This window comes from Enterobacter sp. SA197 (assembly GCF_054131575.1).
Map to the genome: position 1 here is coordinate 2,079,784 of NZ_CP096393.1, position 17,530 is coordinate 2,097,313.

Sequence of the window (17,530 nt, forward strand, 5' to 3'; positions counted from 1 at the left end):
TGCCGCTATAGAGAGGGGGATTACTCGACCTTGAATGTCGCCCACACCGGCGCATGGTCAGAGGGTTTTTCCATACCACGGATGTCGTAGTCAATACCGGTTTCAATGCAACGTTCTGCCAGCGGCCCACTGGCCAGTAGTACGTCTATACGCAGGCCGCGGTTATCGTCAAAGCCTCTGGAGCGGTAGTCGAACCATGAGAAGCGTTCGTTATTGTCCGGGTTAGCCGCGCGCCAGGTGTCCACCAGACCCCAATTGAGCAGTCGGTCCATCCATTCACGCTCCTCCGGCAGGAAGGAGCATTTGCCGGTACGCAGCCAGCGTTTGCGGCTCTCTTCGCCGATGCCGATATCCAAATCAGTGGGGCTGATATTAACGTCACCCATGATCAGCACCGGATTCTCTTTTTTCAGCTCTGTTTCCAGATAGTGTTGCAGGTTCTGGTAAAACTTCTCTTTAGCCGGAAATTTCACCGGATGGTCGCGACTTTCCCCCTGGGGGAAGTAACCATTAATGACAGTAATATTTCCCAGCGGGGAGGGGATCTCCGCCATGATGATTCGACGCTGGGCTCCTTCGTCATCCTCCGGAAACCCACGACGCACGGAAACCGGCGTGGCCTTGGTCAACAATGCCACTCCATAATGCCCTTTTTGCCCGTGATAGAAGACGTTATAGCCGAGCCTGGCTACCTCTTCGAGCGGGAACATATCGTCGTGGACTTTCGTCTCCTGCAGGCCAATGACATCAGGTTGATGCTGCTCGACTATCGCTTCAAGTTGATGAGGACGGGCTCGCAGGCCGTTGATATTAAAAGAGACAAATTTCATGGTCGCCGCCAGAATGCAGAAAGAATGTGGCGGGGATGTTAGCAGAAAAGGAAAAAAAATGCCTGTGTGTTGTCCGTGCCGGTGGTATCACCACGGGTTAGTAGATGGTTGGCGTTAAAAATTAATTTACTGAATATGTCGAATACGAATATCGCTCCCGCCTGTTCACGCACATCGCCTCAGGGCAAACGAACCTGCAAGTCATTTATTACGCATAATGCTGTCCGGTCTTTGGTTTTTATGACCATTTAACTGAGCAGGCACGTACCCTTGCCATCTGAACCTTTGATGCCCGGCTAACCGCAAACCGCACCCAAAATGGGCAGCCTGCTCCAGATCGATGCAGGGCCGCAATATTAATTTCGCTGATGATCACACTTCCACAATTAATTTTTCTGATGCATAAATTTGCTCTTTTCCGCGGCTGTTAATCACTCCCGACTTCAATTATGCAATTTTTATGCATTTTAAATGCATAAAATGAGATCGTAACCTGTTGATATTTAGCTATTACGCTCCTTTTATGCATTTTAACCGCTAGCTGGCATGTCCTGTGCAATATACATTTACAGCGTGAATGCTCATATTTATTAACAAATCCACAACCAACCATTTACCGGAAGAAGAGGTCGCTATGTCTCACTCAATTACGCGTGAAAATTTTGATGAATGGATGATGCCTGTTTACGCGCCAGCGCCTTTTATTCCCGTACGTGGTGAAGGCTCGCGTTTGTGGGATCAGCAGGGCACGGAGTATATCGATTTTGCCGGGGGGATTGCCGTGAATGCCCTGGGGCATGCGCATCCGGCATTGTGTCAGGCACTCAGCGATCAGGCCGCCCGGTTCTGGCATACCGGCAACGGCTACACCAACGAACCCGCGCTGCGGCTGGCAAAGCAGTTAATCGATGCGACCTTTGCTGAGCGCGTGTTTTTCTGCAACTCGGGAGCGGAGGCCAATGAAGCTGCGCTCAAACTGGCCCGTAAATATGCTCACGATAAGTTTGGTAGCCATAAAAGCGGTATTGTGGCCTTTAAAAATGCATTTCATGGTCGCACCCTTTTTACCGTCAGCACGGGAGGCCAACCGGCCTATTCGCAGGATTTTGCCCCCCTGCCGCCGGATATACAGCACGCCATCTACAACGACCTGGAGTCGGCCCGCTCGCTTATCAGCGACAGCACCTGTGCTGTGATTGTGGAGCCGATGCAGGGGGAAGGGGGCGTCGTCCCTGCGACTAAGGCGTTTTTGCAGGGATTACGTGACCTGTGCGACCAGCATCATGCGCTGCTGATTTTTGATGAGGTGCAAACCGGCGTCGGGCGCACGGGTGAACTCTACGCCTATATGCATTATGGTGTGACGCCGGATGTCCTGAGCACGGCGAAAGCGCTCGGTGGCGGCTTCCCGGTAGCGGCCATGCTGGCCACGGAAAACTGCGCCAGCGTAATGACTGTCGGCACCCACGGCACCACCTGGGGCGGTAACCCGTTAGGCGCTGCGGTGGCAGGCACGGTGCTGGGCATCGTCAACACCCGCGAGACGCTGGACGGCGTAAAACAGCGTAACCAGTGGTTTAACGAGCAGTTGCAGGCGATGAACAACCAACTGAAGTTGTTTCGCGACATTCGCGGAATGGGCCTTCTTATCGGCTGTGAACTGCACCCTGACTATGCTGGTAAAGCGAAAGCTATTTCTCAACTTGCTGCCGCCGAAGGGGTGATGGTGCTGATTGCGGGTGGCAACGTTGTGCGTTTCGCGCCAGCACTGAATATTACCCAGGATGAAATCTCCCGTGGTCTTGACCGCTTCGCCACGGCCTGTGACACCTTCCTTAAGGGGTGCACATCATGATGGTCATCCGTCCTGTTGAACGCAGCGATTTGCCTGCACTGATGGCGCTCGCAGGCAAGACCGGTGGAGGGTTAACCTCTTTGCCGGTTGATGAGGCAACCCTTTCTGACCGTATTGAGCGGGCATTAAAGACCTGGCGCGGTGAATTACCAAAAGCCGATCAGGGGTACGTGTTTGTGCTCACGTCTACCGACACCGGGGAGGTGGCAGGAATATGCGCCATCGAAGTGGCTGTAGGACTTAACGAACCCTGGTACAACTACCGGGTCGGCACACTTGTCCACGCCTCGAAGGAGCTGAATGTTTACAACGCGTTACCCACGCTCTTTTTAAGTAACGATCACACTGGCAGCAGTGAGTTATGTACGCTTTTTCTGGATCCGGCGTGGCGCAAAGAGGGCAACGGCTATCTGCTTTCAAAATCCCGCTTTCTCTTCATGGCTGCATTTCGCGATCGCTTTAATGAAAAGGTAGTCGCAGAAATGCGCGGCGTTATCGATGAAACCGGTTTTTCACCTTTCTGGGACAGCCTCGGTAAACGTTTTTTCTCGATGGAATTCAGCCGTGCAGATTACCTTTGCGGGACCGGACAAAAGGCCTTTATCGCCGAGTTGATGCCTAAACATCCTATTTATACCGATTTTCTCTCTGCCGATGCGCAGGCGGTGATTGGTCAGGTCCATCCACAAACCGCTCCCGCCCGAGCCGTCCTCGAAAAAGAGGGGTTCCGCTATTGTAACTATGTTGACATCTTTGACGGTGGCCCAACGCTTGAATGCGATATCGACAGCGTCAGGGCGGTTCGTAAAAGTCGCCTTGTCGAAGTGGTCGAAGGAGATTGTGCTGCCGGTGAATGGCCTGCCTGCCTCGTATCCAACGAGCAGTACCACCAGTTCAGGGCCATGCTTATTCATGTGGATCCCCATACCGAGCGGCTGGTACTGAACGCCGCGCAATGTGACGCCCTGCAATGCAGAGCTGGCGACTTCGTACGTCTGGTGCGCCTGTGCGCCGAGGAGAAAAAATCATGAACCAATGGATCAATGGCGAATGGGTTGCCGGCCAGGGCGGGCAGCGGGTCAAAACTAACCCCGTAACTCAAGAGGTGTTGTGGCATGGGTGCGATGCCGACGCTGACCAGGTTGCGGCCGCGTATCAGGCGGCCCGTGCGGCATTCCCGACATGGGCAAAAGGCGAGTTTACCCAGCGCCAACGTATTGTTGAGAAATTTGCAGCGTTACTGGAAACCAACAAAGCCGCTCTTGGCGAAGTGATTGCGCGCGAAACCGGCAAACCTCGTTGGGAGGCGGCCACCGAAGTGGCGGCGATGATCAACAAAGCGGCCATCTCGGTGAAGGCATATCATGCCCGCACCGGGGCGCATCACACCGAGATGCCGGACGGAGCGGCTACCCTGCGCCACCGTCCTCATGGCGTACTCGCCGTGTTTGGCCCCTACAATTTTCCAGGCCATCTGCCCAATGGACACATTATCCCCGCACTGCTTGCCGGTAACACGCTCATCTTCAAGCCGAGCGAGTTAACCCCCTGGACCGGCGAAAGCGTGATGAAATTATGGGAGCAAGCGGGTCTGCCCGCAGGCGTCATCAACCTGGTACAGGGCGGGCGGGAGACCGGTCAGGCACTGAGCACTCTGCCGGGTCTGGATGGTTTACTGTTCACCGGCAGTGCCGCAACGGGATACCAGCTGCATCGCCAGCTGGCGGGGCAGCCGGAAAAAATTCTCGCGCTGGAGATGGGGGGGAATAATCCCCTGATCGTGGATGATCCTGCTGACATCGACGCGGCGGTACACCTGACTATACAGTCCGCCTTTATCACAGCCGGGCAGCGGTGTACCTGCGCACGTCGGTTACTGGTCAAACGGGGGGAGGCCGGAGATGCCTTTCTTGCCCGCCTGACGGCATTATCAGCCAGACTGACCCCCGGAAACTGGAATGCCGACCCCCAGCCGTTTTTGGGAGGCTTAATTTCCGAGCAGGCAGCCCTGCACGTCCATGAAGCCTGGCAGGCGCATGTGAACCGAGGCGGGAAAACCTTACTGGAGCCGCGTTTAGTAGAGGCCGGCACCTCACTGCTAACGCCTGGCATTATTGATACGACCGGGGTCAGCGATGTACCTGATGAAGAGGTGTTCGGACCTTTACTTTGCGTCTGGCGGTATGACGATTTTGATGACGCAATAGCACGCGCAAACGAGACGCGCTATGGGCTTGCCTGCGGGCTGATCTCCCCGGACCGGGCACGTTTTGAACAACTGCTGCTTGAAGCACGGGCGGGAATTGTAAACTGGAATAAACCGCTAACCGGTGCCGCCAGCACCGCACCCTTTGGCGGAACAGGGGCCTCCGGCAACCATCGCCCCAGTGCCTGGTATGCGGCAGACTATTGCGCATGGCCGATGGCAAGCCTGGAGACGCCAGATCTGGTGCTACCGACAACGCTCAGCCCAGGGCTTGATTTTACGTCGGAGAACGAACGATGAAAGCGCGGGAGGTCAATTTTGACGGTCTGGTGGGACCGACGCATCACTATGCCGGGCTGTCGTTTGGTAATGAGGCATCGACGAAACACCGGGATCGACTTTCTAATCCACGACTGGCGGCCAGACAGGGCCTGCTGAAAATGAAAGCGCTCTCCGACGCCGGTTTTGCGCAGGCGGTGATCCCGCCCCAGGAGCGCCCGCATCTGCCTGTTTTACGCCAGTTAGGCTTCAGCGGAAGCGATGAGCAGATAATCGGGCGAGTGGCAACGCAGGCCCCGCGTCTACTTTCCGCCGTCAGCTCCGCTTCCGCAATGTGGGTCGCCAACGCGGCAACCGTCTGCCCTTCCGCGGATTCGCTGGACGGGAAAGTGCATCTGACCGTGGCTAACCTGAACAACAAGTTTCATCGTGCGATTGAAGCGCCCACGACCGAAGCAGTACTGCGGGCGATATTTCGTGATGAAAATACCTTTGCCGTACATGCCGCGTTGCCGCAGGTGGCGATGCTGGGGGATGAAGGGGCGGCAAACCATAACCGGTTTGGCGGTCAGTACGGTGAACCGGGTGTTCAGATGTTTGTCTATGGCCGGGAAGAGGGGGGAAGCACGGCACCGGCGCGCTATCCCGCACGTCAGACGCTGGAAGCCAGCCAGGCCGTCGCGCGGCTAAATCAGGTTAATCCCCGTCAGGCCGTCTTTGCCATGCAAAACCCGGCGGTCATCGATCAGGGCGTATTTCACAATGACGTCATTGCTGTCTCTAACCATCAGTTGCTCTTTTGCCATCAACATGCTTTTGTGCAGCAATCCGGCTTACTGGCAAATTTGCGTGCGCGGGTGCCCGGATTTATGGCCCTTGAAGTGCCGAATGCAGAGGTTTCGGTCGCCGATGCGGTACAAACCTACCTCTTCAATAGCCAGCTACTCAGCCGGGATGATGGCAGCATGATACTGGTGCTGCCTCAGGAGTCCCATGACCACCCTGGCGTGTGGCGTTACCTGTGTAAACTGCTGGAGCAGGAGAATCCTGTTAGCGAGCTCAAGGTGTTTGATTTAAGGGAGAGCATGGCTAACGGGGGCGGCCCGGCGTGTTTACGTCTGAGAGTGGTGCTCACTGAGGCGGAACTGCAGGCGGTAAACCCGGCGGTTATCCTGAATGAAGATCTCTTCCATGCACTGAATAACTGGATTGACCGCTACTATCGGGACCAGTTGCGGCAGTCGGATCTGGCGGATCCTTTGCTGTTACGCGAAGGGCGGGAAGCACTGGATGCCCTGACCCGGATCTTGCGGCTGGGTTCCGTGTATCCCTTCCAGTTATAACCGGAGGTCTTATGGATAATTTTCTTGCAATGACACTGTCGGGTGATATGCCGCGTAAAACCGCAGGCGAAGCGGCAGGATTCCATTGGTTATGGCACGAGCAGGGGATACTGGAACTCATTCCCGCCGAGCCAGCACAACGCGCTCTGGTTCTCTCATGTGCTGTTCACGGTAACGAGACCGCTCCTGTTGAAATGGTGGATGCCCTGCTGGAGAGGCTGCTGAACGGGACCCTAAAGCTGCGCTGGCGGTTACTGGTGATTATCGGTAATCCGCAGGCGCTGGCACGCAATAAGCGTTATCAGCATAGCGATCTTAATCGCATGTTTGGCGGGCGCTGGCAGCAGTTTGCCGCCAGTGATGAAACGATACGTGCCGCACAACTGGAACGTGCCGTGACCCATTTTTTTAGTGAAAGCGATGAGGAGCGCTGGCATCTGGATATGCATACGGCCATCCGGGAATCATTACATGTGCGATTCGGAGTCTTACCAGCACGCCCGGAACCCTGGGATGAACGGTTTCTTCAGTGGCTGGAGGATGCCGGTCTGGAAGCGCTGGTCTTTCATCAGACACCTGCCGGCACTTTCACCCATTACACCTGTGAACAGTTCGGCGGGCAGGCCTGTACCCTTGAGCTGGGCAAAGCACTGCCGTTTGGGGCCAACGATCTGAGCCAGTTTTCGCGTACGGCCGAGGCGCTGGCGGCACTGATTGGCGGCGATACACTACCAGAGCGTGAGTCACCTGCGCTTCGTTACCGCGTGGTACAGCAACTTACACGGCATACTGAGGCGTTTGTCCTGCATCTCTCGCCCGAGACGCCAAACTTCACGGCGATTGGGCAGGGCACGCTGTTGGCCGAAGACAGTGGCGAGCGTTATGTTGTGCAGCGGGAACAGGAATACATTCTTTTTCCAAATCCAAATGTAGCGCGAGGGATGAGAGCGGGTCTCTTGCTGGAACGTATCAATTAAGGTAATGCCCCGGATGACCGGGGCTAAATTATTTCTTCGGCAAGTGCAGATTAATCCTGGTAAATTGATTTATTTATAATCGATATTGATTTAGAATCTCCATCATTCCTTTTAAAATCATCGATTTGTGTATTTTATTTTCCACTCTCCATGATTTATTCATATTTCCTCCACAATCGGCGAAAAAATGTTTTTTACACTTTCATTGTTTTACTGATGCTCTAATTTATTGACGCTGAAGGGGCTAAAGTGAATATCGTTAATCCGGCACTCGCCGCATAAATAAACATGAATATAAGGAATCACATTATGCGTAAACTGACCGCTCTGTTTGTTGCTTCTACCCTGGCGTTTGGCGCAGCGAATATCGCTCATGCTGCAGATACGGCTGCCACGGCCACAGACAGCAAGCCAATGATGCACCATAAAGGCCCACGAGGTCCTCACCATGACATGATGTTCCAGGGGCTGAACCTGACTGATGCGCAAAAAGAGCAAATCCGCGAAATCAGAAAAACGGAGCGCGAGAAGATGCAACAGGATCGCCGCAGCATGCACGAACTGATTGCCAGCGATACCTTCGACAAAGCAAAAGCTGAAGCGCAGATTGCCAAAATGGATGAGCAGCGTAAGGCCCATATGCTGGCGCATCTGGAAACACAGAACAAGATTTACAATGTGTTAACGCCGGAACAGAAAAAGCAGTTTAATGCCAATTTTGAGAAGCGTCTGACAGAACGCGCGGCCCCGGAAGGTAAAATGCCTGAATCTGCCGAGTAACTCCGCAGCCCTTATCAAGACCGCCGGACCTGTCCACAGCACGCCTTAGCGTTGTGGCCAGACCCGGCGGTTTTTTCTTTCGCTCCCCTCTTGTCAGCCGCCCCCAGCGCGGTATTCTCCTTAAGCCAGTCTTCAACGTATTTTCTAGCTATTTAAACGTTAATATTTTTTTACATGTCGACTCGCGACATGATTAAGGAAATGCCTTTTCCCTGCCGATAACGCGTTTACAGCAGGGTGGGTGATAGCAAACAGCAATGCACGCTGCCTGCAGAAGCAGCGGCGCAGAAGGTTTCTGCGCCTTTCAGGAGTGACAATGGAATTCTTTGATATCCGCAAAATGCCGGTCAATCTCTGGCGTAATGGTGCGGGCGAAACCCGTGAAATTTGTTGTTTCCCCGAGGCGACACGGGATTTTAGCTGGCGCGCCAGCATTGCTTCGCTGGCCAGCAATGGCGATTTTCCTCAATTCCCGGGTGTGGACCGGGTGATGACCTTAATCGAAGGCGGAGAAATTACACTGGATGCAGGCACCGCCTTTTGCCATACGCTAAAACGCTTTCAGCCGTTCAGCTTTGCTGGTGAACAGCATGTGCGCGCCCAGTTGCATGATGGTCAGATGTCGATGGATTTTAATATCATGACACGTCGCGATCGCTGTCAGGCACATGTTCGTATCGCCGATCGCACCTTTACCACTTTTGGCTCCCGGGGCGGGGTGATTTTTGTGCTGAGCGGTGCCTGGCAAATGGGTGACAAGTTGCTTACGCCCGACCAGGGGGCATGCTGGGATGAGGGGCGTCATACGGTGCGTTTGCTGAAATCAGAAGGCCAGTTGCTGTTCAGCGAGATCAACTGGCTTCCGGGTCACTAATTTAGCTCGATGATGTCATACACGCCTGACATCATCGGCTTACATAAAATCTTGTAACCATCCTGATCGAAACCGCCTGGGGTGCGGATAAGCGCTGCCGCCTCCTCCAGCGTGTCGACCGCCCCTAACCAGAGCCAGTTGTGAATGATATGGTATTGGGTCATTGCACCGCCGGTTTCGCGTAATCCTACCGCGCCTTTCCACGGCCAGCATACCAGCTGCATGCGTTCCATTGCGGCAAGAAAACGGGCGTCATGCGCTTCAGGCGACTCTTTACCACAACAGGCTCCCGCGCAGCGTTTCAGAGCTGAGCGAAAACACCCCCGGCCACGGGTCAGAGACTCAAGTCCTAACAGGCCGTAGCAAAGTTTTTCTTCGTCGGCGATGGACTGGAGGGTTTGTAAGGCGGCGCGGCGATTGGCAAACAGACCAAACAGCCCCGGTTCGCAAGAGAAATCCACTTCACGCGCGTAAACCACCTGCGGTTTACCGCCTCGTAGCAACAGCGAACATAACTGGCGATTGCGACGCAGCCGTTTATTGAACAGCGGTTGCTGCTCTTTGATAAGACGGGCTTCCAGCAACAAGGCGCCCAGCTCACCGGCAGTGCAAATCCAGGTAATCCGCCTCGACTGGCGCAACATGGCGGCTTCATCCGGCGTTCGCAGGTGCGACAACACGCGGCTGCGAATATTGACGCTTTTGCCGATGTACAACGGCATAGCATCGCTGTCGCCATGAAAGAAGTAGACGCCCGGCTGTTTGGGTAATGCCTCAAGCCACGGGCGAAGATGTTCGGGGTATTCGTAGATGGCCGCCGCTTCGAATTCCAGACGCGGGGCAGATTGACGCCTGCTCACTGTCACTCCTGATACTGGTTACCTGTACAGTGTAGCAGACTCTTTTTGCACAAAAAAGAGGCTGTTTTTACTGCCTGCCTGCGGTCAGGGTGAGGTGATGAGCGTCGCCTTATCCTCTGGCGTGTAAAGACAGGCTGCCAGTAAACCGTTGCCAGGCTCGCAGGCTGGTGTAAATATCTGCGCGTTACGCCCGTCTGCGGTTAACATGGCACGGAGACATTCAACGTCTGGTTTATCTAAAGGAGGCCTGCATGCTAAAAATATTACGCACCCCTGAGGGGAAAAAATTTCTTATTGCGGTCGCGGTTGTGTTCACGATAGCCGTGTCTGTTATATCCAGCGTTACCTTTCAGGGGGTAGAGGATCAGTACAATCTGCCTATGGAGCAGTGGAGCGTTTCGCTGTTTATTATTCAGGGGGCGTGGGCTGCCATCTACAGCATCATGTTTACTGTTATCGGTTCGCTCCCCTTTGGATTCTACTTCCTGGGGCCAAAAGACGATCGGGGATAAACTGCACGCGGGTGAGACCAACGGCACTCACGCGACCTGATAAAAAAGGCGGCAAATGCCGCCTGAATATTTACTGTTTTTTCCAGAAATCATCAAAAACCGTAATGGGTGGCCGACGTTTGTGTTCCGTTTTCACATACCAGCCTTCAATGATGTGCGCCGTTCCGGCATCCAGCGTTTTGCCTTCCAGATAATCATCAATGTTGTCGTAGGTGACCCCCAGCGCGGCTTCGTCCGGCAGGGAGGGGCGATCGTCTTCAAGATCGGCAGTTGGCGCTTTGTTGTACAGATGCTCCGGACAGTCCAGAAATGCGAGGCACTGTCTACCCTGGCGCTTGTTCAGTCGGAACAGAGGGTTAATATCAGTGCCACCATCACCATATTTGGTAAAGAAGCCGGTAACCGCCTCTGCGGCATGATCGGTGCCGATAACTACGCCTTTGGTCATACCGGCGATGCTGTACTGCGCTTTCATGCGCTCGCGCGCTTTTTCGTTGCCGCGAACAAAATCGCTAAGCTCAATGCCTGCGTCACGTAATGCCTGTTCACTGGCGAGCACGGCGGCTTTGATATTAACGGTCAGAACCCGGTCGGGCTGAATATAGGCGATTGCGTCCTGGCAATCTTGTTCGTCAGCCTGCACCCCATGCGGTAAACGAACAGCGATAAACTGGTAGCTATTATCGCCGGTCTCCTCGCGCAGTTCAGTGATGGCCAACTGGCTGATTTTGCCTGCCAGCGTAGAGTCCTGACCGCCGCTAATCCCCAACACCAGCGTTTTTATAAAGGGGTAGGTTTGCAGATAGGTTTTCAGAAAATCGATACTACGGCGTACTTCTTCTTCTGGCTGGATGGTCGGTTTGACACCCAGTGCCTGAATAATCTCTTGTTGCAGAGTCATTGAACCCCTCCGTAAGTAAACCTGTTAACAGTGACAATAGTATTGATAAGGTCAACTTAAACCCTAAGCCCTAAAACGACAAGGTGCGCGCTTTCGAGTGGCGCAATTTACGACGTTTTAGCAGCATATCTCAATTTTATTAGAATTTTCCGAAAGTTATGCCGAACCTGAACCAGAGTTGAAAAATGTAATTTTATATTCCAGGCTTAGATAACGCGCTGATACAGAAGCGGATAACAAGAGGAAGGAATATGAAAAAGAATATTGCAGGAATGTTAGGTGCAGCGGCGGTTCTGACGATGTTGGCGGGCTGTACGGCTTACGATCGTACCAAAGATCAGTTCACTACGCCGGTGGTGAAGGACATCAAGAAAGGCATGACGCGTCAGCAGGTAAACCAGATTGCTGGTCGTCCGTCGTCAGAAGTATCAATGATTCATGCACGCGGGACTTGCCAGACCTATATCCTGGGCCAGCGTGATGGTAAGACCGAAACCTACTTCGTTGCGCTGGATGAAACTGGTCACGTAATGAATTCGGGTTATCAGACTTGTGCGGAATACGATACCGATCCGCAGGCTGCGAAGAAATAATTTCGACTTCTTGCCTGAGTTAACGAAAACCGCCTGCGGGCGGTTTTTTTGTGCCCCTCACTTTTTTATCGACGCGAATTATTTAGCTGGAATGTGAAGGGAATCATCATGCCTGGTCAAGGAGAGACAATCGAGGTTTGTGGCGAATTATCCCGTCATATACCGACGACGTATACTGAAACCCTCGTAACGATATCAACCAATCGATATCACATTTCATGCCAGTCGCCGTTTTTTTACCGCTGGCGAAGGTCACACACAAGAGGTTTCTCATGGATAAAAAGCGCATCTACTTATTCTGCTCAGCAGGGATGTCGACGTCGCTGCTGGTGACAAAAATGCGAGCTCAGGCTGAAAAATACGATGTCCCGGTGATTATCGATGCTTTCCCGGAGACGCTGGCCGCAGAAAAGGGCCCTCATGCCGACGTGGTGCTTCTGGGGCCACAAATTGCTTACCTGCTTCCGGAAATTCAACGCCTTCTTCCCACTAAACCCGTGGAAGTTATAGATTCGGTGCTCTACGGCAAGAACGATGGTCTGGCCGTACTTAAAAGTGCTGTTGCTGCCATTAAAAAAGCGGCCATTTAGTAGTTATTTTCCCGTCAAAGAGTTATTTCACACATGACTGCCGCAATCATTATTGCGGCCTTCTGGGGCATATTTATATGAATAGTGTTATTGGTTCTCTTGAAAAAGTACTTCTGCCATTTGCAGTAAAAATAGGAAAACAACCCCATGTAAATGCAATTAAAAATGGCTTTATTAAATTAATGCCATTAACGCTCGCAGGGGCCATGTTTGTTCTGATAAATAATGTTTTTCTGAGTTTCGGTGAAGGTTCGTTTTTTTATTCCCTTGGTATCCGCCTGGATGCCTCTACTATATCTACTCTTAACGGCCTAAAAGCCATTGGTGGCAATGTCTATAACGGTACACTAGGCATTATGTCGCTGGTGGCTCCTTTTTTTATTGGGATGGCTTTAGCGGAAGAGCGGAAAGTTGATTCACTGGCAGCAGGGTTATTATCAATTGCGGCATTTATGACGCTCACCCCTTTTAGCGTTGGGGAGGCTTATGCCGTTGATGCAAACTGGCTTGGCGGATCAAATATTATTTCCGGGATGCTTATTGGTTTAATTGTGGCAGAAATGTTCACGTTTATTGTCAGACGTAATTGGGTCATCAAACTACCCGACAGCGTTCCGGCTTCGGTTTCGCGCTCATTTTCAGCCTTAATTCCAGGATTTTTAATTCTGTCGGTAATGGGTATCGTGGCCTGGGGACTGGCAGGTGCCGGGACTACCTTCCATCAAATCATTATGGACTCCATCTCCCGACCGCTTGCGGCGATGGGAAGCGTGGTGGGCTGGGCTTACGTTATCTTTACCTCACTGCTATGGTTTTTTGGCGTACACGGTTCGCTGGCCCTGGCAGCCCTCGACAGTGGCATCATGACGCCGTGGGCGCTGGAAAACGTAGCGCTTTATACCGAATATGGTTCGGTTGATGCTGCCCTGGCGGCAGGGAAGACGTTCCATGTCTGGGCTAAGCCTATGCTGGATTCCTATATTTTCCTCGGCGGTACCGGCGCGACGTTAGGATTGATTATCGCCATTTTTATCGCCTCACGCCGTGCCGATCATCGTCAGGTTGCTAAGCTGGCGCTGCCGTCGGGCATTTTCCAGATTAACGAGCCTATCCTCTTTGGCCTGCCCATCATCATGAACCCGGTGATGTTCATTCCTTTTATCCTGGTGCAACCGGTGCTGGCCGCTATCACGCTGGCGGCGTACTACACGGGCATCATTCCACCTATTACTAACATCGCGCCCTGGACAATGCCGACCGGCCTTGGTGCATTCTTTAATACCAACGGTAGCATCGCCGCACTGCTGTTAGCGCTGTTCAACCTGGGGGTAGCAACCATTATCTACCTGCCTTTCGTGGTCATCTCGAATAAGGCGCAAAGCACCATTGAGGAAGAAGAGAGTGAAGAGGCGATCGCCGACGCCCTGAAATTTTAACCTATTACACGGGCGGTGAGTTCTGCACCGCCCTGCCATGAAAGGAGGATTACATGCTGGATTTAGAGACTATTGATGAGACAGACGCCCCTGCCGATGCGCTTGAAGAGATTGTCATGGGATTGATTATTAACGCCGGTCAGGCGCGTAGCCTGGCCTGGACCGCGCTCAAACATGCCAAGGCCGGGGATGTGGAAACCGCCAGAACCCTGATGGCGGAGTCTCATGCCGCGCTTAACAGCGCCCATCGGGTACAGACGCAATTGATTGAAAGCGATGCCGGTGAAGGTAAGATGAAAGTCAGCCTGGTGCTGGTACATGCTCAGGATCACCTGATGACGGCGATGCTGGCGCGTGAGCTTATCGCTGAACTGATTGAACTGTACGAAAAAGAGTGAAAAACAGGGGAGGCCCGATATGTTGCCAGCGGTAAACAACACGGAAGTCAGACTGGTTAAAGAGCAGCAGCTGTTTAATGGCAGATCCTTTCATGTGTTTATTTACAATAAAGTGGAGAGCATAAGCGGGCTTCACCAGCATGATTACTACGAATTTACCCTGGTGCTGACCGGGCGTTATTATCAGGTTATTAATGGCAAACGCGTATTGCTCGAAAGAGGGGATTTTGTTTTTATCCCGGTGGGATCTTCCCATCAAAGTTTTTACGAGTTTGGCGCAACACGCATTCTCAATGTGGGCATCAGCAAGCCATTTTTTGATGAACATTACCTGTCACTGGTGCCTTTTTGTTATGTTGCCTCGCAGGTGCATACGGTTCAGTCGGCTTTCCTTACCTATATTGAATCCATTATTGCATCGCTTAATTTCCGTGACAGCGAATTTGACGAATTTATTGAGCATGTTAGTTTTTATGTCATCAACCGATTACGCCATTTTCGTGAGCAACAGACTGAAAATGTTATACCGCAATGGTTAAAATTCACCATTGAGAGGATGCATGATAAAAGTCAGTTCTCTGAAAACGCCCTGGAAAACATGGTCAAGCTCTCCGGTAAGTCGCAAGAGTATTTAACCCGGGCGACCCAGCGTTATTATCAAAAAACGCCAGTGCAAATTATTAATGAGATCCGCATTAACTTTGCCTGTAAGCAGCTGGAAATCACGAATTTCTCCATTACCGACATTGCATGGGAATCGGGTTACAGCAGCGCCAGTTTATTTATTAAAACGTTCAAGAAATTAACGTCTTTTACACCGGGTAATTATCGAAAGCAGTTAACCAGTATTTCCTGAATGACGGGGCGTCCCCGTTAAATGTCTGGATTATTCTATACTTATCGCATATTGCGATAGCGGTATGGCTTGTCCTAAAAAGCCTGAAGGGAGCAGATATGAGCCATAAGTTAAAAGTTGTCACTATCGGTGGCGGCAGTAGCTATACCCCTGAATTACTTGAAGGATTTCTTCTTCGTTATCAAGAACTGCCGGTCACTGAATTGTGGCTGGTGGATGTGGAAGAAGGGAAACACAAGCTCGATATTATCTATGATCTGTGCTGTCGGATGGTAAAAAAAGCGGGTGTGCCGCTTAAGGTGATGAAAACCCTGGACCGTCGGGAAGCACTTACTGATGCCGATTTCGTAACTACCCAGTTCCGTATCGGTCAGTTAAAAGCGCGTGAGCAGGACGAGCGTATCCCGCTGAGTCATGGCTATCTTGGCCAGGAAACCAATGGTGCTGGCGGTCTTTTTAAAGGGCTTCGCACTATTCCTGTTATTTTCGACATCATTAAGGATGTGGAAGAACTCTGCCCTGAGGCGTGGATTATTAACTTTACTAACCCGGCAGGTATGGTCACCGAGGCCGTTTACCGTCACACCGGTTTTCGCCGTTTTATTGGTGTGTGCAATGTCCCCGTCGGTATGAAAATGTTCGTCCGTGATGTTTTGCAGCTAGCCCCTGCGGATGATCTCTCCTTAGATCTGTTCGGCCTTAATCATCTGGTGTTTATTAGTGATGTGCTGGTCAATGGTAAATCACGGTTTGCCGAATTGATGGACGGGGTGGCATCAGGGCGATTCGCGAAATCTTCGGTGAAAAATATTTTTGATTTGCCCTTTTCCGAAGGCCTGTTGCGTTCGTTGAATTTATTGCCGTGTTCGTATTTGCAGTATTACTTCAAATCCAAAGAGATGCTCGGTATTGAGCTGGGGGAATATTATAAGGGCGGTACGCGAGCGCAGGTAGTACAGGGCGTCGAGAAGAACCTTTTTGATATGTACAAAAACCCCGGTCTGGATGTGAAACCCAAAGAGCTGGAGTTGCGCGGTGGGGCGTACTATTCCGATGCCGCCTGCGAAGTAATCAATGCGATTTACAACGACAAGCAGGCCGAGCATTACGTCAACGTGCCGCATATCGGTAGCGTGGATAATATTCCCGCTGACTGGGCGGTGGAGATGACCTGTCTGCTGGGTAAAAATGGCGCAATACCCCATCCTCGTATCACCCATTTCAATGAGAATGTGCTTGGGCTGATTTATACCATCAAAGGCTTTGAAATCGCGGCCAGCAACGCAGCGTTAAGCGGCAGGCTCAATGACGTTCTTCTGGCGCTGAACCTTAATCCGCTTATTCATTCGGATAAAGATGCAGAAAAACTGGCCTGCGAAATGATTCTTGCGAATCAGCAATGGCTGCCACGCTTTGCCGAAACGGTCGCTGACATCAAGCAGTGAGGACGTATGAGCAACCTGTTGATTGTCAACGCAGACGACTTCGGCCTGAGTCGTGGCCAGAACTATGGCATTATCGAAGCCTGCCGTCACGGAGTGGTGCTGTCGACCACGGCGCTGGTTAACGGTGCGGCGATTGAGCACGCAGTTGAACTGCGTCGCCTGGTGCCCGAGCTGGGGGTAGGGTTGCATTTTAACCTGACGCTCGGCAAGCCACTTGGTGTACTTCCGTCGCTGACCCGCGACGGGGTGCTCGGTAAATGGCTTTGGGAGCAGGCGGAGAGAGGTGCACTGGCATTAGATGAAATTGCGGAGGAGCTGGAACGCCAGTATGGCCGTTTTCTCGCACTCTTTGGCGGCCCGCCCAGCCATATAGACAGTCATCATCACGTGCACATGATGTCCGACCTTTTTCCCCTGGTGGCGGATTTTGCGAAGGCGAAAGATGTGCCGATCCGGATTGACCGTGAAGTGGTGCAACGTCATGCGCTGCGGGTTGATGGTCTGCGCAGTACTGACGGGTACTCCAGTGGTTTTTATGGAGAATCCATCACCGCATCCTTATTCACTGCGCTTCTTGATGAATCTTTGCTACGCAAAGACAACTCATTTGAGATGATGTGCCATCCGGCCTTTGTGGATAAAGGCGTACTGGCAAGCCATTACTGCTACCCCAGGCTCGATGAGCTGGAACTCCTGACGCAACCCGCGCTGAAAAGGGCAATTGCCGGGCGTGGTTTCCGGCCGGGAAATTTCCGCTCGCTGTAAAAACGACACCGCAGCAGTAGCCTGCTGCGG

At 52.4% G+C, this 17,530-nt stretch carries 18 protein-coding genes; 15 read left to right on the plus strand and 3 right to left on the minus strand.

Annotation, left to right across the window (positions count from 1 at the left end; all coding sequences use genetic code 11):
* Positions 1–20: 20 nt before the first annotated feature.
* Positions 21–830: an exodeoxyribonuclease III gene (gene xthA, locus M1D91_RS09565; RefSeq protein WP_437430365.1), complete on the minus strand. Its 810-nt coding sequence runs from the start codon at positions 828–830 to the stop codon at positions 21–23.
* Between the two features lie 634 nt (positions 831–1,464).
* Here xthA and M1D91_RS09570 point away from each other — a divergent pair.
* From M1D91_RS09570 to ves, 7 genes are all read left to right on the plus strand, one after another.
* A complete protein-coding gene (locus M1D91_RS09570) occupies positions 1,465–2,685 on the plus strand; it encodes an aspartate aminotransferase family protein (protein WP_437430366.1) in 1,221 nt (406 codons plus the stop codon).
* A complete protein-coding gene (astA, locus tag M1D91_RS09575) occupies positions 2,682–3,716 on the plus strand; it encodes an arginine N-succinyltransferase (RefSeq protein WP_437430367.1) in 1,035 nt (344 codons plus the stop codon). The genes M1D91_RS09570 and astA overlap by 4 nt, the downstream gene beginning before the upstream one ends.
* Positions 3,713–5,191, plus strand: a complete 1,479-nt coding sequence (gene astD, locus M1D91_RS09580; RefSeq protein ID WP_437430368.1) for a succinylglutamate-semialdehyde dehydrogenase — start codon at positions 3,713–3,715, stop codon at positions 5,189–5,191. Before astA ends, astD begins: the two co-directional genes overlap by 4 nt.
* Positions 5,188–6,513 (plus strand): N-succinylarginine dihydrolase, encoded by a 1,326-nt coding sequence (gene astB / locus M1D91_RS09585; RefSeq protein WP_437430369.1) that lies wholly within the window; start codon positions 5,188–5,190, stop codon positions 6,511–6,513. The genes astD and astB overlap by 4 nt, the downstream gene beginning before the upstream one ends.
* 11 nt (positions 6,514–6,524) lie before the next feature.
* Positions 6,525–7,490 carry a succinylglutamate desuccinylase gene (gene astE / locus M1D91_RS09590; protein ID WP_437430370.1) on the plus strand — a complete coding sequence of 322 codons (966 nt, stop codon included), beginning with the start codon at positions 6,525–6,527 and terminating at the stop codon, positions 7,488–7,490.
* 309 nt (positions 7,491–7,799) lie between these two features.
* Positions 7,800–8,270, plus strand: coding sequence for an ATP-independent periplasmic protein-refolding chaperone Spy (gene spy, locus M1D91_RS09595; protein ID WP_437430371.1), 471 nt, complete (start codon positions 7,800–7,802; stop codon positions 8,268–8,270).
* A 316-nt stretch (positions 8,271–8,586) separates the two neighbouring features.
* Positions 8,587–9,144, plus strand: a complete 558-nt coding sequence (gene ves, locus M1D91_RS09600) for an environmental stress-induced protein Ves (protein WP_437430372.1) — start codon at positions 8,587–8,589, stop codon at positions 9,142–9,144.
* Here ves and cho read toward each other — a convergent pair.
* On the minus strand, positions 9,141–10,004 hold the full coding sequence (gene cho, locus M1D91_RS09605) for an excinuclease Cho (protein ID WP_437430373.1): 864 nt from the start codon (positions 10,002–10,004) through the stop codon (positions 9,141–9,143). The two genes, ves and cho, sit on opposite strands and share 4 nt — an antisense overlap.
* A gap of 251 nt (positions 10,005–10,255) precedes the next feature.
* Between cho and M1D91_RS09610 the strand changes: the two genes are divergently transcribed.
* Positions 10,256–10,516, plus strand: coding sequence for a DUF2534 family protein (locus tag M1D91_RS09610; protein WP_437430374.1), 261 nt, complete (start codon positions 10,256–10,258; stop codon positions 10,514–10,516).
* Positions 10,517–10,586: 70 nt separating this feature from the next.
* Here the strand turns inward: M1D91_RS09610 and nadE are convergent, their stop codons facing one another.
* Positions 10,587–11,417, minus strand: a complete 831-nt coding sequence (nadE, locus tag M1D91_RS09615) for an ammonia-dependent NAD(+) synthetase (protein WP_437430375.1) — start codon at positions 11,415–11,417, stop codon at positions 10,587–10,589.
* 251 nt (positions 11,418–11,668) lie between these two features.
* Between nadE and osmE the strand changes: the two genes are divergently transcribed.
* From osmE to chbG, 7 genes are all read left to right on the plus strand, one after another.
* Complete coding sequence (gene osmE, locus M1D91_RS09620; protein WP_437430376.1) at positions 11,669–12,010, plus strand: osmotically-inducible lipoprotein OsmE; 342 nt, start codon at positions 11,669–11,671, stop codon at positions 12,008–12,010.
* A 272-nt stretch (positions 12,011–12,282) separates the two neighbouring features.
* A complete protein-coding gene (locus M1D91_RS09625) occupies positions 12,283–12,600 on the plus strand; it encodes a PTS sugar transporter subunit IIB (RefSeq protein ID WP_437430377.1) in 318 nt (105 codons plus the stop codon).
* A 77-nt stretch (positions 12,601–12,677) separates the two neighbouring features.
* On the plus strand, positions 12,678–14,036 hold the full coding sequence (gene chbC, locus M1D91_RS09630) for a PTS N,N'-diacetylchitobiose transporter subunit IIC (RefSeq protein ID WP_437430378.1): 1,359 nt from the start codon (positions 12,678–12,680) through the stop codon (positions 14,034–14,036).
* A gap of 53 nt (positions 14,037–14,089) precedes the next feature.
* On the plus strand, positions 14,090–14,434 hold the full coding sequence (gene chbA / locus M1D91_RS09635) for a PTS N,N'-diacetylchitobiose transporter subunit IIA (RefSeq protein ID WP_437430379.1): 345 nt from the start codon (positions 14,090–14,092) through the stop codon (positions 14,432–14,434).
* 19 nt (positions 14,435–14,453) lie between these two features.
* A complete protein-coding gene (gene chbR, locus M1D91_RS09640) occupies positions 14,454–15,290 on the plus strand; it encodes a transcriptional regulator ChbR (RefSeq protein WP_437430380.1) in 837 nt (278 codons plus the stop codon).
* A gap of 98 nt (positions 15,291–15,388) precedes the next feature.
* Complete coding sequence (locus M1D91_RS09645; protein ID WP_437430381.1) at positions 15,389–16,735, plus strand: 6-phospho-beta-glucosidase; 1,347 nt, start codon at positions 15,389–15,391, stop codon at positions 16,733–16,735.
* Positions 16,736–16,741: 6 nt separating this feature from the next.
* On the plus strand, positions 16,742–17,500 hold the full coding sequence (gene chbG, locus M1D91_RS09650; RefSeq protein WP_437430382.1) for a chitin disaccharide deacetylase: 759 nt from the start codon (positions 16,742–16,744) through the stop codon (positions 17,498–17,500).
* Positions 17,501–17,530: the final 30 nt, after the last annotated feature.

Bases quoted from the DNA above. Each gene is read 5' to 3' on its own strand.
- xthA (WP_437430365.1), bottom strand. From the start codon at position 830: ATGAAATTTGTCTCTTTTAATATCAACGGCCTGCGAGCCCGTCCTCAT.
- M1D91_RS09570 (WP_437430366.1), top strand. From the start codon at position 1,465: ATGTCTCACTCAATTACGCGTGAAAATTTTGATGAATGGATGATGCCT.
- astA (WP_437430367.1), top strand. From the start codon at position 2,682: ATGATGGTCATCCGTCCTGTTGAACGCAGCGATTTGCCTGCACTGATG.
- astD (WP_437430368.1), top strand. From the start codon at position 3,713: ATGAACCAATGGATCAATGGCGAATGGGTTGCCGGCCAGGGCGGGCAG.
- astB (WP_437430369.1), top strand. From the start codon at position 5,188: ATGAAAGCGCGGGAGGTCAATTTTGACGGTCTGGTGGGACCGACGCAT.
- astE (WP_437430370.1), top strand. From the start codon at position 6,525: ATGGATAATTTTCTTGCAATGACACTGTCGGGTGATATGCCGCGTAAA.
- spy (WP_437430371.1), top strand. From the start codon at position 7,800: ATGCGTAAACTGACCGCTCTGTTTGTTGCTTCTACCCTGGCGTTTGGC.
- ves (WP_437430372.1), top strand. From the start codon at position 8,587: ATGGAATTCTTTGATATCCGCAAAATGCCGGTCAATCTCTGGCGTAAT.
- M1D91_RS09610 (WP_437430374.1), top strand. From the start codon at position 10,256: ATGCTAAAAATATTACGCACCCCTGAGGGGAAAAAATTTCTTATTGCG.
- nadE (WP_437430375.1), bottom strand. From the start codon at position 11,417: ATGACTCTGCAACAAGAGATTATTCAGGCACTGGGTGTCAAACCGACC.
- osmE (WP_437430376.1), top strand. From the start codon at position 11,669: ATGAAAAAGAATATTGCAGGAATGTTAGGTGCAGCGGCGGTTCTGACG.
- M1D91_RS09625 (WP_437430377.1), top strand. From the start codon at position 12,283: ATGGATAAAAAGCGCATCTACTTATTCTGCTCAGCAGGGATGTCGACG.
- chbC (WP_437430378.1), top strand. From the start codon at position 12,678: ATGAATAGTGTTATTGGTTCTCTTGAAAAAGTACTTCTGCCATTTGCA.
- chbA (WP_437430379.1), top strand. From the start codon at position 14,090: ATGCTGGATTTAGAGACTATTGATGAGACAGACGCCCCTGCCGATGCG.
- chbR (WP_437430380.1), top strand. From the start codon at position 14,454: ATGTTGCCAGCGGTAAACAACACGGAAGTCAGACTGGTTAAAGAGCAG.
- M1D91_RS09645 (WP_437430381.1), top strand. From the start codon at position 15,389: ATGAGCCATAAGTTAAAAGTTGTCACTATCGGTGGCGGCAGTAGCTAT.
- chbG (WP_437430382.1), top strand. From the start codon at position 16,742: ATGAGCAACCTGTTGATTGTCAACGCAGACGACTTCGGCCTGAGTCGT.